The sequence below is a fragment of the Arthrobacter sp. SO5 genome (genome assembly GCF_020532805.1).
Lineage (GTDB): Bacteria > Actinomycetota > Actinomycetes > Actinomycetales > Micrococcaceae > Arthrobacter.
The window spans coordinates 1-14,933 of record NZ_MQTQ01000032.1; the positions used below are offsets into that span (position 1 = coordinate 1).

At 67.7% G+C, this 14,933-nt stretch carries 11 protein-coding genes; 4 read left to right on the forward strand and 7 right to left on the reverse strand.

Annotated features, from left to right (window positions below; translation table 11 throughout):
• Nucleotides 1-35: 35 nt before the first annotated feature.
• Nucleotides 36-689 (reverse strand): DUF1684 domain-containing protein, encoded by a 654-nt coding sequence (locus BJG92_RS05695; RefSeq protein ID WP_232083059.1) that lies wholly within the window; start codon nucleotides 687-689, stop codon nucleotides 36-38.
• A 118-nt stretch (nucleotides 690-807) separates the two neighbouring features.
• Here BJG92_RS05695 and BJG92_RS05700 point away from each other — a divergent pair, with 118 nt between their 5' ends.
• The 3 genes from BJG92_RS05700 to BJG92_RS05710 all read left to right on the forward strand — a co-directional run bounded on the left by BJG92_RS05700 (nucleotide 808) and on the right by BJG92_RS05710 (nucleotide 3,893).
• Entirely contained in the window at nucleotides 808-2,160 is a 1,353-nt protein-coding gene (locus tag BJG92_RS05700; protein ID WP_232083060.1) for a M20/M25/M40 family metallo-hydrolase, read from the forward strand.
• 30 nt (nucleotides 2,161-2,190) lie between these two features.
• The gene (locus tag BJG92_RS05705; RefSeq protein WP_232083061.1) at nucleotides 2,191-3,012 is read left to right on the forward strand and encodes a hypothetical protein; all 822 of its coding nucleotides are present in this window, start codon (nucleotides 2,191-2,193) and stop codon (nucleotides 3,010-3,012) included.
• A 74-nt stretch (nucleotides 3,013-3,086) separates the two neighbouring features.
• On the forward strand, nucleotides 3,087-3,893 hold the full coding sequence (locus BJG92_RS05710) for a transglutaminase family protein (protein WP_232083062.1): 807 nt from the start codon (nucleotides 3,087-3,089) through the stop codon (nucleotides 3,891-3,893).
• 34 nt (nucleotides 3,894-3,927) lie between these two features.
• On the opposite strand, the gene BJG92_RS05715 is transcribed toward BJG92_RS05710, so the two are convergent.
• Complete coding sequence (locus BJG92_RS05715) at nucleotides 3,928-4,389, reverse strand: MarR family winged helix-turn-helix transcriptional regulator (protein WP_232083063.1); 462 nt, start codon at nucleotides 4,387-4,389, stop codon at nucleotides 3,928-3,930.
• Nucleotides 4,389-5,519 (reverse strand): LLM class flavin-dependent oxidoreductase, encoded by a 1,131-nt coding sequence (locus BJG92_RS05720; protein WP_232083064.1) that lies wholly within the window; start codon nucleotides 5,517-5,519, stop codon nucleotides 4,389-4,391. The genes BJG92_RS05715 and BJG92_RS05720 overlap by 1 nt, the downstream gene beginning before the upstream one ends.
• Nucleotides 5,520-5,743: 224 nt before the next feature.
• On the opposite strand from BJG92_RS05720, the gene BJG92_RS05725 reads away from it, so the two are divergent.
• On the forward strand, nucleotides 5,744-7,210 hold the full coding sequence (locus BJG92_RS05725; RefSeq protein WP_232083065.1) for an MFS transporter: 1,467 nt from the start codon (nucleotides 5,744-5,746) through the stop codon (nucleotides 7,208-7,210).
• A 61-nt stretch (nucleotides 7,211-7,271) separates the two neighbouring features.
• Here BJG92_RS05725 and BJG92_RS05730 read toward each other — a convergent pair whose 3' ends face one another.
• The 4 genes from BJG92_RS05730 to BJG92_RS05745 form a co-directional block, all read right to left on the reverse strand.
• Nucleotides 7,272-10,517, reverse strand: a complete 3,246-nt coding sequence (locus BJG92_RS05730; protein ID WP_232083066.1) for an efflux RND transporter permease subunit — start codon at nucleotides 10,515-10,517, stop codon at nucleotides 7,272-7,274.
• Between the two features lie 81 nt (nucleotides 10,518-10,598).
• Entirely contained in the window at nucleotides 10,599-12,104 is a 1,506-nt protein-coding gene (locus BJG92_RS05735) for a malate:quinone oxidoreductase (RefSeq protein ID WP_232083067.1), read from the reverse strand.
• A 79-nt stretch (nucleotides 12,105-12,183) separates the two neighbouring features.
• The gene (locus BJG92_RS05740; RefSeq protein WP_232083068.1) at nucleotides 12,184-13,803 is read right to left on the reverse strand and encodes an ABC transporter substrate-binding protein; all 1,620 of its coding nucleotides are present in this window, start codon (nucleotides 13,801-13,803) and stop codon (nucleotides 12,184-12,186) included.
• A gap of 323 nt (nucleotides 13,804-14,126) precedes the next feature.
• Entirely contained in the window at nucleotides 14,127-14,801 is a 675-nt protein-coding gene (locus BJG92_RS05745) for a fasciclin domain-containing protein (RefSeq protein ID WP_269461768.1), read from the reverse strand.
• Nucleotides 14,802-14,933: the final 132 nt, after the last annotated feature.

The following is a 14,933-nucleotide window of genomic DNA, read 5'->3' on the forward strand; positions in this document are numbered from 1 at the left end:
CGTGTGGGGGCCGGCGCGGGAAGCGGCGGTGACGTTCAGTACAGTTCGCCGACCGGGATTTCGACGGCAAGGCGGTTGGACGGGCCGGGCAGGGGACATGCCCAGGCCTCGTTGTAGGCGCAGGAGGCGTTGTAGGCGAAGTTGAAGTCCACCACGAACTCGGCCTCCGGGCCGGACCCCTGCACGCCGTGGTACGCGCCCTTGATGGTGTCCAGCAGGTAGCGCCCGGCGCCGTAGCTGCCGCCGGGCCGGCCGGCCGTGGCATCCCGGAAGGGAACGAAGATTCCGCCGCCGTAGCCATTGAGCTTCCAGACGGCGAGCTGGCCCATTTCCGGCAGGTCGAAGGTGCCCAGCCGGACGAAGCGGACCGTGCCGTCGGTGCCCGTCTCAACGTTCATTTCCCGCCCCGCGCCCTCGTTCGTGAGCGGGATGTGGAAGCGGTAGATCGGATCGTAGTCCGCCGTCTTGAGACCGTCGAAGCGCGACTTCGCGGCGGCCGTCAGCGGCGAGGCGGGGTGGGTTCCGAACATCCGGTCCCGCTCCTGGCGCCAGTAGGCATGCGCCTCCGCCGGGTCCTCCGCAGCGATCTTCCGCACGGTGGCATAGAGCGCAAAGGTCCTCAGCCGCCAGTCCGCGATATCGACGGCGGAGATGTCCGCCACGCTGTCCCCAAAATATTGTTCGGCCATGTCCCCCAGCGTATCCCGCTTTCTTCGGGACACGATCTTCCGCGGATCGGGGCGGATCGGGGCGGATCGGGGCGGCGAAGGACCGGCAAACGGCCGGCGCGGACGTAGACTTTCGCGCATGCAGACCACCGACCCCGCCGTGACCGTCAGCCGCGCTGCTGCGGCGCTGGCCCAACTCGTGCAGTTCCGCACCGTGTCGAGCCGGACCCGCAGCGAGGTGGACGCCGGCGAGTTCGAGGGTTTCATCGCCGCGCTGCCCCGGCTGTTTCCTGCCGTCCACGCCACCCTGGAACTCGAACGTGTCAACGGCCACGCGCTGCTGTACCGCTGGCCAGGCACCGATGCCGGGGCCGCGTCGCGCCCCGCCGTGCTGATGGCGCATTACGACGTCGTCCCGGCGGGGGACCCGGACGGCTGGACCCGCCCGCCTTTTTCGGGCCACAACGACGGCACCTATCTGTGGGGCCGCGGCACGCTCGATGACAAGGGCCAGCTCGTGGCCATCCTGGCGGCCGCCGAAGCCCTGCTCGGCGCCGGCTTCACCCCTCGGTACGACCTCTACTTCTCCTTCGGCAACAACGAGGAGACGGCCGGCGACAGCGCAGCAACCGCGGCGGCGCTGCTCGCGGGCCGGGGCGTGGCGCCCTGGCTCGTGCTGGATGAGGGCGGTGCGGTGGCAGGAGGGGCGTTCCCCGGCGTGAAGCGGCCGGTCGCCGTCGTGGGCGTGGCGGAGAAGGGAATCCTGGACGTGGAGCTGCTCACCCGGGACCCCGGCGGCCACGCCTCCACACCGCCCCGGATGGGCGCCACGGCGCGCCTTGCCCGGGCCATCACCCGGATTGAGCGCAGCCCCTTCCCGCAGTCGATGCCGGACGTGACAGCGGAAATGCTCCGGCGCTTCGGCCCGCACAGCCCTGCGCCGATGCGGACCGCCTTCGCCAATCTGTCCCTGCTCCGGATGCCACTGACGCTGCTTTTTGGCCGGCTGGGCAACGAGACCAATGCCATGACCCGCACCACCGTGGCCATCACGATGCTCGAAGGCAGCGCCGGGGCCAACGTCCTGGCCGCAACGGCCAAGGCGAACGCGAATATCCGCGTGGCCGTGGGTGAGACCGTTGACGGGACCGTGGAGCGGCTGCGCAAGATCATCAGGGACCCGAAGGTGGAGCTGCGCATCGTGGAAGGCAACGAGCCTTCGCCCGTCTCGCCCTCCACCGGGGCGCCGTGGCGGCTGGTCGAGGACTGCATCGCCTCGGTTTTCCCGGAGGCAATCATTACCCCGTACATCATGATGGGCGGGACGGATTCGCGGCGCTTCACCGGGATCTGCGGGGCCGTGTACCGCTTCGCGCCGTTCTCGATGGACGCCGAGGCCCGCGGTTCCATCCACGCCGTCGACGAGAAGATCCTGCTCGAAACCCTGGACCGCGGGGTCCGCTTCTACGAAACGCTCATCCGGAAGCTCTGAGCCGGCACCGCTCACGGCTAGGCTGGCACCATGACTGGCACGGGGATCTTTCCGGGAAGTATGTCCCGCGGCGTCCGGATCGCCGCGTCGCTGGCTGTCGCCGCCGCCGCCCTTTCGGGCTGCAGCACGGACGAGAAGGGCACGCCGGCCTGGACCGCCGGGGGCAGCCCCAGTGGGAGTGCGACGTCGGCCGGCCCGTCCGCGGGAAGCAGCCCCGCGCCGGGCGCCAGCCAGGGCGCGACGGCGTCCGGGTCAGCGGCACCGGGCGCGACGGCGGCGGCCTGGAAAGTCTTCACCGACCCGGCGAAGAACGTCAGCTTCGAACTGCCCCAGGAATGGATAGCCCAGTCCGTGGCGCCGGAGCAGGGAACCATGCCGGGCGCGCTCAAGATCGAGGTCAAGGACGCCAACGGCAGCTACCTCGCCACCCTGCAGACCGGACTCCCGCCACAGCCCGCCGCGGCCTGTGCCGACGCCGCGGCCAAACCGTACGTCGTCGTGAGCAGCGTCCCGGTGGAGCTGCCGCACCGCGGCGGCGAGGGGACCATCGACCCGCACGTCGTGTTCCGGGTCATCCAGGGCTACAAGTACTTCGGCTCCTACGGCATCACCAACATTGTTGGCGGTGCCGGCGGCAATTCCTGTGCGCTGCAGAACGTGCTCCGCGGCCCCGAGGGCAAGGGCGATTACTCCTTCGGCGACCTGACTTCGCTCACGGCCTTCGCCCCGGACCAGAAGGTGGCCCCGGCGAAGTCCTTCGACACCCTCGACCAGGCGGCCAAATACGTCAACGAAGGCTCGGAATTCGCCAACGTCCAGCGGATGCTAATGTCTCTGAAGATCAAAAACTAGATCAAAAACCAGTCCCGCACCCCCCTGGTCCGGAGCCGTCACTGTGCCCGCCAGAACCTCACCCCCGGAGATCCATGGAACGCATCGTCGCCGCACGCATGGCCTTTACGACAGCGGCCGACACCAAGGTCGCCCTGGCCGTGGCGGTGGCACGCAATGCCGGCTACAGCGGCTTCCAGGAGTCACTGTCCGTGACCGCCGGCGGCGAGGCCGTTCCGCTGACCGAGCTATCGGACCACCACGGCGGCCGCTTCCACTACATGGAATTTGCCGAACCCACCGACGTGCTGGTGGAGTACGCCGCCACCGTCACGGGTTTCGCACTGCCGGAACAACCCGGGCTGATGGAGCTCATCCGCTACGTGCGGCCGAGCCGCTACGCGGAGTCCGACAGGTTGCTGCCGACCGCGTACGCGGAATTCGGCGGCCTGCAGGGCCAGGAACTCCTGCACGCCGTGCGCAATTGGGTCTTCAGCGAACTGCGCTACGTCAGCGGATCATCACGGGGGACCGACGGCGCCGTCGAGACCCTGCTGCACCGGCGCGGAGTCTGCCGGGACTTTGCCCACCTGGCGATCTCGCTGCTGCGGTCCCAGAATGTCCCGGCCCGGCTGGCCGCCGTCTACGCGCCCGGGCTCAGCCCGATGGACTTCCATGCCGTGGCGGAGGCTTACATCAACGGGGCCTGGCACGTCATCGACGCGACCGGCCTGGCCCCGCGCGAAAGTATGCTGCGGATCAGTGCCGGCCGGGATTCCTCCGATACAGCGTTCCTGTCCACGGTGGGCGGCAGCCTGTCGCTGCAGGAACTTAGGGTCACCGCGATCGTCAGCGGCGAACTGCCGGAAGAGGATCCGGCGAAGCTCGTCACTCTCCAGTAGCGGTCGCTGACCACCGGGCCCGGGGGCCCTGCGGCTAGCGTCTCGCCACCGAGGACCGCAGCTTCTCCGTCAGCCGCAGCAGCTCCTGCTGTTCGGCGGCGGTCAGGGCCGGACCCACCAGCGCCGCAATGTCACGGACGTGTTCGCGGCCGATCTGTTTCTGCAGGTCCCAGCCGGCCTCCGTGAGCCTGATCAGGACACCCCGCCCGTCCTCGGGGGAGGGCATACGCTCCACGAGTCCGCGCTTTTCCAGCCGCTCCACCAGCCGGCTCAAACTGGACTGGCTCAGCAGCACATGGTCGTTGAGCTCGTTCTGGCGGAGCCAGCCGGAGGGACACCGGGAGAGCGTGAACAGCACGTCGTATTCGTTGAGCGGCAGGGCCTTGAACGCCGGGCCCGCCTGCAGCCGGCGCATCACCGCCACCTGGGCGCGGAACAGGGATTCCCAGGTCTCCGCGGCCAGGCGTACGGGTGATTCTGCGGTGGTGGCGGACATCAGGCGCTCGCAGCGCCAGCGGGGCTGGCGGAGTCGCTGGAGGACTGTCCCGCGGCCGCGAGTGAGGCGGCAACCCGGCCGGCGTGGGTGGGCGGCTCCGGAACATGGGCCGGGGTGAGGGCGGCGTATTCCTTGCGCAGCACCGGCAGGACCTCTTCGCCGAACAGGTCCAACTGCTCCAGCACGGTCTTCAGCGGCAGGCCCGCATGGTCGATCAGGAACAGCTGGCGCTGGTAGTCGCCGAAGTACTCGCGGAAAGTGAGGGTCTTCTCGATGACTTCCTGCGGGCTGCCGACCGTCAGCGGGGTCTGGGACGTGAAGTCCTCGAGCGAGGGGCCGTGGCCGTAGACCGGAGCGTTGTCGAAGTAGGGGCGGAACTCGTTGACCGCGTCCTGGGAGTTCTTGCGCAGGAAGAACTGGCCGCCGAGACCCACGATCGCCTGGTCCGCCGCGCCGTGCCCGTAGTGCTCGTAGCGTTCGCGGTAGAGGCTGATCAGCTGCTGGTAGTGCTCCTTGGGCCAGAAGATGTTGTTCGCGAAGAAGCCGTCACCGTAGTACGCGGCCACCTCGGCAATCTGGGGAGTGCGGATGGAACCGTGCCACACGAAGGGCGCGACGCCGTCGAGCGGGCGCGGCGTGGAGGTGAAGTTCTGCAGCGGGGTCCGGAACTTACCGGACCAGTTGACGGTGTCCTCGTCCCAGAGGCGGCGCAGCAGGGCGTAGTTTTCGATTGCGAGTTCGATCCCGTCCTGGATGTTCTTGCCGAACCAGGGGTAGACCGGGGCCGTGTTGCCGCGGCCCAGGACCAGGTCCACGCGGCCGTCTGCGAGATGCTGGAGCATTGCGAAGTCCTCGGCGATCTTCACCGGGTCATTCGTGGTGATCAGCGTGGTGGCCGTGGACAGGATGATCCGCTCCGTCTGGGCCGCGATGTAGGCCAGCGTGGTGGTGGGGGATGAGGAGAAGAACGGCCGGTTGTGGTGCTCGCCGATCGCATAGACGTCCATGCCGATTTCCTCGGCCTTTTTGGCGATCGCCACGGACGCCTTGATGCGCTCGTGTTCGCTGGGAGTCCGGCCCGTGGTGGGGTCGGTAGTGATGTCACTAACGCTGAATACGCCGATCTGCATGATGTGCCTTTCCGTGGCCGGTGGGATCCGGGAGCTGTTTACCAGTGTAGCCGATATACATGCGTTTGCATCTATCGACCGGTATAACGCCCGGCGCGGGCGGATATTCCCGGCGCTGTTTCGCGCGCGCCGTCCCGTCAGCCTTCCCGTTTAAGGGACAGCCGGGGCCTAGGATGCAAGCAATCGGCTGGCCGCAAGGTGATCAGCCCGCCCGAAAGGTCGCCATGCGCCGCGTCATCGCTTTCCTCTGCCTGGTGGAACTCACCAGCGGAATCCTGCAGGGCTACTACACGCCCATCCTCACGGACATCGCCCGTCATTTGAACATCCACGACGGCGACATCAACTGGTTCGAGGCCGCGCAGCTCACGGTCAGCGCCCTGGCCGTGCCGGTGCTGGCGAAGCTGGGGGACATGTACGGGCACCGGAGGATCCTGCTGGTGTCCACCGCGCTGACCGCCGCCGCGTCGTGGGGCGTGGCCTTCGCGCCGGACTTCTGGACGTTCCTGGCGGCGTGGTCCCTGCAGGGCTTCTACGTGGTCTGGTTGCCGCTGGAGATCGCGCTGGTCTTCAGCCGGGTCCACGGGCAGCCCGACGGCGCCGCCCGCACCCGGCGCGCGGCCGGCGTACTGGTCGGCGCGCTGGAGCTCGGCGTCATCGCCGGCGCCCTCGCCGCCGGAGCGCTGGTGGAGGCCTTCGCGGGCCAGTTGCAGCTCGTGCTGCTGGTCCCGGCGGTGGCCGTCACGGCCTGCTGGTTCGCCATCCGTTTCGGCGTGCCGGAGTCCCGTGAGCGCAGCGGCGGCCGGGTGGACACTGGCGGCTTCACCCTGCTCGCCGTCGGGCTCCTGCTGATCACGTCGGGACTGACCTTCATGCGGCTCAACGGTCCCGGCGCCTGGTTGCCGTGGGCCCTTGTGGCGGCCGGGATCCTGGTCTTCATCCCCTTCACCCGCTTCGAGCTGGGACGCGAGGACCCGCTCGTGGACATCCGGATGCTGCGCGGCAAATCCATGTGGCCGGTCCAGCTGACCGCCGGGCTGTTCGGCGTCTCCGTGCTGGGCGCGCAGGCACCGCTGTCCACCTTCGCCCGGACCGACCCGGCACTGCACGGCTACGGGCTGGGGCTGCGGGCCGGGCAGGTCTCCATCATCATCGGCGTGTACGTGCTCGCGCTGCTGGCGGGTGCCCTGCTCTACCCGCTCGTGACCCGCCGCCTGACCCCGCGCAGGACCCTCGTGGGTGCGGCCTCCCTCGTGGGCCTGGGCTACCTGCTGTTCCTTCCCTTCCACGGCAGCCTGGCCGAGGCCCTGGCTAACATGGCGATCGCCGGAGTTGGGTCCGGGGCGCTGGTGGCGGCGCTTCCTTCGGCGGCTGCCGCGGCGGCCCCGCTGAACCGGACAGCGATGGCCACCGGCCTGACCAACACCACCAAGACCATCGGCGGCGCGTTCGCCTCGGCGGTGTTCGGCATCGCCCTGCTCAGCCACGTCCTGGGCGAGGCCGGGGCAGTGGCGGCGGAATCCGGGCAGACGGCGGCGCCCCTGGCCGGCTACCTCACCGTGTGGACCATCTGCGGCGTCACGGGCCTGGCCGCGGCCGCGGTGCTGGTCCTTGTGCCGCGGCTGGCATTCTCCGACCCGGCCCCGGACGAGGCCGTCGTCCCGCTCACGTCCCCGACGGGCCTGCACTAGGTCTCGTTTTGGGTCGCTCAAACGACACCTGGCGCGAGCCGGCTTGAGGGAGGGACAGGACTCAGGTGCGCAGTGCCGGGGCCTCGTCCTTCTCGGCGGCGTGTTCGGGTTCGGCGCCGGTATCCGGGACGGCCGCATCCGGGGCGGCCGCGGCATCGTGCGGACTGGGCTTGGCCCGCCGGCCGCGGGAGGGCGGTGCCGCTGGCGCGGGGTCCGCGTTCCGCAGCGCCTTCCTCTCGCGCCGGCCCTCGACCAGCCGGTACAGCACCGGAACCAGGACCAGGGTCAGGGCGGTGGAGGAAATCAGGCCGCCGATCACCACGATGGCGAGCGGCTGTGAGATGAAGCCGCCCCCGCCGGTCAGGCCCAGGGCCATCGGCGTCAGCGCGAACACGGTGGCCAGGGCCGTCATGAGGATCGGGCGGAGGCGCTGGCGGGCACCGTGGGTGATGGCGTCCGCCACGTTCATCCCGGGTTCGCCGTTCCGCGGCGTGCGGTACTGGTTGATGAGGTCGATCAGCACAATCGCGTTCGTCACCACGATGCCCACCAGCATCAGCATGCCGATCAGCGACGGCAGGCCCAGCGGAACGCCGGTCACCAGGAGCAGGGCAATGGCGCCGGTAGCCGCGAACGGGACGGAGACGAGCAGGATCAGGGGCTGGATGAGGGACTTGAAAGCGGCCACCATGATCACGTAGACGATCGCGATGGCTGCGAGCAGGGCCAGGCCCAGCTGACCGAAGGACTCGGACTGCTGCGTCGTGGCGCCGCCGATCTCGGCGGTGACGCCGGCGGGCAGCTGGACGGTCTTGAGCCTGGTCTGCACTTCGGTGCTCACCGCGCCGAGGTTGGCGCCCGACGGCGTGACGGACACACGCGCTGTCCGCTGGCCGTTGCTGGCCGTGATCGAGACCGGAACATCCACCTGCTCCACCGAGGCGATGCTGCCCAGCGGCACGGGACCGGCCGCCGTCGGCAGCGGGAGGTCCCGGACTGCCCCGATGCTGGTGAAACGGGTGCCCTCGCCGATCTGGACCGGGAAGTCGTTCGTGTCGATGCGCACGGTGCCGGCCGGAATCGGGCTGATAGTGGCCGCCAGCACGCCGGCGACCTGTTCCTCATTGAGTCCGGCGGCGACGGCCTTGGCACGGTCCACCCTGACCTGGACCACAGGCTGGCTGGCGGCCAGGTTGGTGCTGACCTCGCTGCTGCCTGGAACGCCGTCCATGGCGTTGACCATGGCGTCGCTCGCGGTGCGCAGGTCCGCGGTGGTCGCGGCCTTGAGCGTGATGTCCACGGTGGACGTCGTGCCGAAGCCGCCCTGCTGCGAGCCCACGGTGATCTTCCCGGCGTCAGGAATTTTGGCGAGTTCGCTGCGGACTCTCTCCTGCAGCTTGCCCTGGTTGACCTTCTCGTCCGTCACCACGGTGAAGGACGAATTCGAGGCGCCGGCGGACAGCAGTGCCGAGAAACCGGTCCTGGCATTGCCGGTGGTGACCTGGACGTCCTTGACGCCGTCGATCTCCCGAAGCGCCTGTTCGACCTTGACAGCCGAGTTGCCGGCCTCGGCCAGGCTGGTGCCGGCGGGCAGGGCCTGCCGGACGGTCATGCTGTTTTCACCGGACCGCCCCAGCAGATCGGTGGCGAGCAGCGGGGTCATGGCGGCCGTGGCGCCGAGCACCAGCACGGCGGCGACGAGCGTGACCACGGGGTGTTTCTGGGTCTTGGTGAGAACGGGCAGGTAGCCGCGCTGCAGCACGCTGCGCTGTTCGGCCTCAGTAGCCTTCGCTGCGATGTCCCGGGCGGACGCTGCCTGGACGCCGGCCTGGTCCGCGGGGGTCCGCAGGAACCAGTACGCCAGCACCGGGACAATCGTCAGGGAGACCAGCAGTGAGGAGATCAGGGCGATCGTGACCGTCAGCGCGAAGGGCCGGAACAGCTCACCGGCGAGTCCGGCGACGAAGGCGATCGGCAGGAAGACGGCCACGGTGGTGAGGGTCGAGGCCGTGATGGCCCCGGCGACCTCGCGGATGGCGGTCTGGATCGCGGTAATTTTCGTCTCGCCGTAGCTCAGGTGCCGCTTGATGTTCTCGATCACCACAATCGAGTCATCAACCACCCGGCCGATCGCGATGGTGAGCGCACCGAGGGTCAAAATATTCAGCGAGTAGCCGGTGGCGGAGAGGCCGATGAACGTGATCAGCAGGGACAGCGGGATGGACACCGCCGTGACAAGGGTGGAGCGCACGGACAACAGGAAGACCAAGATAACCGCGACGGCGAAGCCCAGCCCCAGGAGGCCCTCGGTGGTGAGGTCCTTGATGGACTTCTCGATGAACGGTGCCTGGTCGAAGATGGGCGTGAACTTCGCGCCGGAGCCGAGCTCGGCCTCAAGCTGTGGGATGGCATCCTTCACCGCGTGGGAAATTGCCACGGTGTCGCCCTCGGGCTTCTTGGTCACGGACAGGGCCAGCGTTTCCTTGCCGTTGGTCCGCGTAATGGAGGTCCGGGCGTCCTCGGTGATGCTGACGTCCGCGACGCCGCCGATCGTGGCGGCAGCCTTCGTGCCGCCCAGCGGTAGGGCCTTGACCGCGTCGAGCGAGTCGACCGGGCTGCCGATCTGCAGCGAGAGGGTCTTGCCCTGCTCCTCGATGGTGCCGGCGGGAATCAGGGCCCCGTTGTTCTTCAGGGCGTTGCTGATGGACTGGATACTGGCCCCGGAGGCGGCCATGGCCTCGGGGCGGGGCACGATGGTGATGTGCTGGCTGGCGCCGCCGGTCACATCGGCGCCGCGGACGCCGTCGATCTTCTGCAGCCGGGGCACGCTAAGCCGGGCGAGGTCGGCGTTGAGCTCGCTGAGCGGCTTGTCCGAAGAGACCGCAAGGAACACGATCGGAAAATCGCTGATGCTCCCGGCGATCGCCTGCGGCTGCACATCGTCCGGGAGTGCCCGCTTGGCGTTGGAGATGGCGCGGTCGATCTGGTTCCGAGCGCGGTCCAGGTTCGAGCCGTAGGTGAACGCCAGGGTGATCTGCGAGACGCCGTTGCGGGACGTCGACGACGTCGACTCCAGGCCCTCGACGCCGTTGAGCGCCGTTTCCAGCGGGGCGCTGATCTGCTTGTCCACGACTTCCGGCGAGGCGCCCGGCATCGAGGTGATGACCGTGATCTGCGGGAACTCGATGGACGGGATGAGCTCCTGCTTCAGCGAGGACATCGTGATCACGCCGAAGACCGACGCGAACACGGTGATCAGTGCGATCAGGGCCCGGTTTGCCAGCGAAAGCTTTGCGAGCCTGAACATCTGATGGTCTCCTGATGGGTCGACGGACGTGCTTCAAAGGGTGACTTCAAAGGGGCACAGCTTCCGCGAACCCGGGCCGCGTCAGTTGCGGGTGGCGCTGACCGATTCGAGCTGCAGTGCCTTGGCCGTTTCGGCTTCCAGCCGGGCGGCAAGGTCCGGGTTCTCGTTGAGCTTGACGCCGTAGCCGGGCATCATCTCCTTGAGCTTGGCCTGCCAGCCCTTGAAGTTCTTCGGGAAGGACTTGTGCAGCAGTTCGATCATGATCGGCACAGCGGTAGAGGCGCCCGGGGAAGCGCCGAGCAAGGCACCGATGGAGCCGTCGCGGCCCGCGATGACTTCGGTGCCGAACTGCAGCACGCCGCCCTTCTTGGAATCCTTCTTGATGATTTGTACACGCTGGCCGGCCGTGATGAGTTCCCAGTCGCCGTCTTTTGCTTCAGGGTAGTACTCGCGGAGGGCATCAACCTTGGCGCCGTGGCGCTTGGCGACTTCCTTGACCAGGTAGGCCGTGAGGTCCATGTTGTCCTTGGCCACGGCCAGCATCGGGATGATGTTGGCGGGCCGGATGGACAGCGGCAGGTCCAGGTAGGAGCCGTTCTTGAGGAAGTTGGTGGAGAAGCCGGCGTACGGACCGAACAGCAGGGACCGCTTGCCGTTGACGTACCGGGTGTCCAGGTGCGGGACCGACATGGGCGGGGCGCCCACGTCGGCCTGGCCGTACACCTTGGCGCTGTGCTGGGCGGCGAGGGTCTCGTCGGTGCAGCGGAAGAACTGGCCGGAGACGGGGAAGCCGCCGTAGCCCTTGCCTTCCGGGATGCCCGAGGCCTGGAGCAGGTGCAGGGCACCGCCACCGGCCCCCACAAAGACAAACTTCGCGTGGATCGAGCCGTGCTCGCCGGACCTTGGGTGCTTGAGGGAAAGGTCCCAGCCGCCGTCGGAGGCACGCTTGATGCCGGAGACGTTGTGGCCGAAGTTGACCTCGACGCCGTTGTCGCCCAGGTACGTGGTCAGCTCGCGCGTCAGGGCGCCGAAGTCGACGTCGGTACCTTCAGCGGCGCGCGTGGCCGCGATGCGCTGCTTCGGATCGCGGCCCTTGACGATCAGCGGGGCCCACTTGGCGATCTGGGCGTGGTCCTCGGAGTACTCCATGGAGCGGAACAGCGGGTTGGGCTTGAGCGCCTCGTAGCGGGTGCGCAGGAACTTCGCGTTCTCATCGCCGATCACAAAGCTCATGTGCGGGACAGTGTTGATAAAGCCCTTGGGCGAGCCGATCATGCCGTTCGTGACCAGGTGGGACCAGAATTGGCGCGACAACTGGAACTGCTCGTTGATCAGCAGCGCCTTGGCGGGGTCCACCGAGCCGTCTTTGGCTGCGGGGGAGTAATTGAGCTCACAGAGGGCAGCGTGTCCGGTCCCGGCATTGTTCCACGGGTCGGAGCTTTCCAGGCCCGGCTCATCCAGCTTCTCGAACAAGGAGATGGTCCAGTCCGGCTCAAGCTGTTTAAGGAAAGCGCCAAGGGTGGCGCTCATAATGCCGCCGCCAATCAAGACGACGTCGGCATGTTGGGTCTTGGAAATGAAAGTCACAATCAGTCTCCGATTTCAGCGGGTCCGGCTGTCACAGAATATCCCCGGAGGGCCCGCATACTGAAATTGGCCCCGTCCGTCAAGGCTTCAGTTCGATCTTTGTGAAAACTTCATTGAGGACGGGCGACGCCGGGTACTTGAGCACGCGGTCGGACAGGGCCAGCGCCGAGATCGGGAAGGCGATCGGGACGGCGGGCACAGTGGCGGCGATCTGCGCATTGATGGTCTGGTACTGCTCCGTGCGCTCCTTGCCGTCCGGCAGTCCGCGGGCCCGGGAAATCTTGGAGAAGACCTGCGGATCCTGGTAGCCGAATTCACCGGTGTTCTCGCCGAAGAGCGGGCCGACGAAGTTGTCCTGGTCTGCGTAGGAACCGTTCCAGCCCAGCAGGTGCAGGGCGTGGTCGCCGGACGAGGTGACCTTCTGCAAGTACCCCTCGGACCACTCGACGGGGACCGGCTTGATGTTCAGTCCGACGGCGGTCAGTTCCTTGCTGATCTCGGCGTAGATCTTCTCTGGCGTCGGAAGGTAGGGGCGGGTGACGTTGAGCGGGTAGTAGAACTTCAGCTCCTCGCCCTTGTAGCCGGACTCTGTGAGCAGTTCCTTGGCCTTGGCGGGATTGTGGCCCAGGGACGGCGCGTTGTTGTTGAAGCCGCTGAGCTTCGGCGGGACGAACTGGGAAGCCGCTGCCGTGTTGTCGATGAAGAACCGGCGGATCAGGGTGTCCTTGTCCAGCGCCATTTCGATCGCCTGGCGGACCTTGAGGTTCTGCAGGATGGGGACTTCCTGGTTCATGCCCAGGTACATCACGGAGAAGGGGTCCCGCTGGATGATCTGCTTTCCGCGTTTGACCAGCTGGTCGAAGTTTCCCGCCGTGACGGCGTCGTAGGCGTCGATCTTGCCGTCCAGGAGCGCCTGCATCCGGGTCTGGGCGTGGTCGTAGGTGACAAAGTTGATCGTCCCGATCTGGCCTTTGTCCCCCCAGTAGTCCTTATTGCTGGAGAGTGTGATGCGGCCCCCGTCCCAGGCTCCGAAGACGTACGGGCCGGTCCCCACGGGGTGGAGGCCGTACGAGGACACGGGTTGCCCGTCGCGGCTCTGGTCCAGGACATCCGCGTTGTGGGACGAAAGGGCCTGGGGCGAGGAGATGGCGAAGGCCGGGAGGGTCAGGGCCTGCAGGAATCCGGTAAAGGGCTGCGTGAGCTCGATCTTGACGTCGTCCGGGGCCACGGCGGTGCAGCCCTTATAGATGGAGAGCGAGGCCTGGTCCGAATGGGCCTTGAAGACGCCTTTGAAGGTGGTTCCGGCGGCCTGCTTCCGGAGCGCTTCGGGAAAATTGAACCAGCGGTTGAAGTTGCTGCAGACGGACGCGGCATCAAACGGCGTCCCGTCCTGGAATGTCACGTTCCCCCGGAGCTTGAAGTCGTAGGTACGGCCGTCCTCGCTGGACGTCCACTCCGTGGCAAGCTGCGGAGTCGGCTGTCCGGTGGTCTGGTCCACGCCGACGAGTCCCTCCAGTACCTGCCGGGTGATCCGGTAGGACTCGATGTCCGCGACAACGGCCGGGTCCAGGCCGAGCGGCTGGGAGGCGGTGCCGAACGTGAACACGGCGCCGGGGCCGACGTCGGGCACCCCGCTGGCGGTGCTTGCCGAGCTGGGCGCCGGGCCCGGTGAGCCGGTGCACGAGGCGAGTGGCAACATGAGGAGCAGGGCGCCGACGCCGGCCGCAATACGGCGCGCCGTCCGGCGCCGTGCTGTTTCGGGACGCACGGTTCTGCTGGGCGCCGCGTGGCTGGGCGATGTACTCCTGGGCACTCGGTATTCACCTCTGGGAACTGGAAGGACCGCCGGCTGCGGAACAGCCCCAGTCTAGTTGACGGGGCCGGCCGGCGGCGGTCGCCCGTCGGGGCGGCAGCGAGAGTCCCCGGACACAAGCGAAGGCCCGCGCGTGGGCGCGGGCCTTCGTTTCTCCCAGTCGGTCCAGAGAGTCAGGCTGGGCCGGAGCAGGAGTGCTTGGGGACTGCTTACTTGGGCATCAGCACCGAATCGATCATGTAAACAGTGGCGTTGGCAGTCATGACGCCGCCGCAGACGACGTTGGCGTCGTCAACCTTGAGCGCGTCCTTGGTGCCGGTAACCGTCACGGTACCGCCCTGGACCGTCTTGTGGGTGCCGACGATCTGGTCCGGGCTGAGCTTGCCGGGGACGACGTGGTAGGTCAGGATCTTGCTGAGGGTGGCATCGTCCGTCTTCAGAGTTTCGATCGTGGCGGCGTCGATCTTCTTGAAGGCATCATCCGTTGGGGCGAAGACCGTGAATTCGCTGCCGTTCAGCGTGTCCACGAGATCAACCTTGGGGTTGAGCTTGCCGGACACGGCGGCGGTCAGGGTGGTGAGGATCGGGTTGTTGGACGCGGCAACCGCTACCGGGTCGAGGGCCATACCGGAGACCGAGCCGGCACCGCTGGGAACCTGGGCGGCGTAGGCGGCGCAGCCGGAACCGACGAGGTTGGCGGCGGGATCCATGGCTGCGGCGGAGGCACTCTTGGACGGTGACGGCGCCATGCTCGATGCCGACGGCGTTGAAGCCGGCGCCGACGAGCTGGAGGTGGTGGTGGATCCGCCACAGGCAGTAAGGCTGAGCATGGCCGCCGCGGCGATACCTGCAACGGCGAGAGACGTGCGCTTGATGGTCTGCATTTCGGTTCTCCTTGTTGTGACGATCGTTGCCTGCGGCGGGCTTGCCGCTCCGGCCCTTCTGACGTGTCGGGCACCGCCCCTTGGTTGGTGTCTCAATGGCTATTCGCCGGGTGCGGGGGGCCGGATGGGTGG

Bases quoted from the DNA above. Each gene is read 5' to 3' on its own strand.
- BJG92_RS05695 (WP_232083059.1), bottom strand. From the start codon at position 689: ATGGCCGAACAATATTTTGGGGACAGCGTGGCGGACATCTCCGCCGTC.
- BJG92_RS05700 (WP_232083060.1), top strand. From the start codon at position 808: ATGCAGACCACCGACCCCGCCGTGACCGTCAGCCGCGCTGCTGCGGCG.
- BJG92_RS05705 (WP_232083061.1), top strand. From the start codon at position 2,191: ATGACTGGCACGGGGATCTTTCCGGGAAGTATGTCCCGCGGCGTCCGG.
- BJG92_RS05710 (WP_232083062.1), top strand. From the start codon at position 3,087: ATGGAACGCATCGTCGCCGCACGCATGGCCTTTACGACAGCGGCCGAC.
- BJG92_RS05715 (WP_232083063.1), bottom strand. From the start codon at position 4,389: ATGTCCGCCACCACCGCAGAATCACCCGTACGCCTGGCCGCGGAGACC.
- BJG92_RS05720 (WP_232083064.1), bottom strand. From the start codon at position 5,519: ATGCAGATCGGCGTATTCAGCGTTAGTGACATCACTACCGACCCCACC.
- BJG92_RS05725 (WP_232083065.1), top strand. From the start codon at position 5,744: ATGCGCCGCGTCATCGCTTTCCTCTGCCTGGTGGAACTCACCAGCGGA.
- BJG92_RS05730 (WP_232083066.1), bottom strand. From the start codon at position 10,517: ATGTTCAGGCTCGCAAAGCTTTCGCTGGCAAACCGGGCCCTGATCGCA.
- BJG92_RS05740 (WP_232083068.1), bottom strand. From the start codon at position 13,803: ATGTTGCCACTCGCCTCGTGCACCGGCTCACCGGGCCCGGCGCCCAGC.
- BJG92_RS05745 (WP_269461768.1), bottom strand. From the start codon at position 14,801: ATGCAGACCATCAAGCGCACGTCTCTCGCCGTTGCAGGTATCGCCGCG.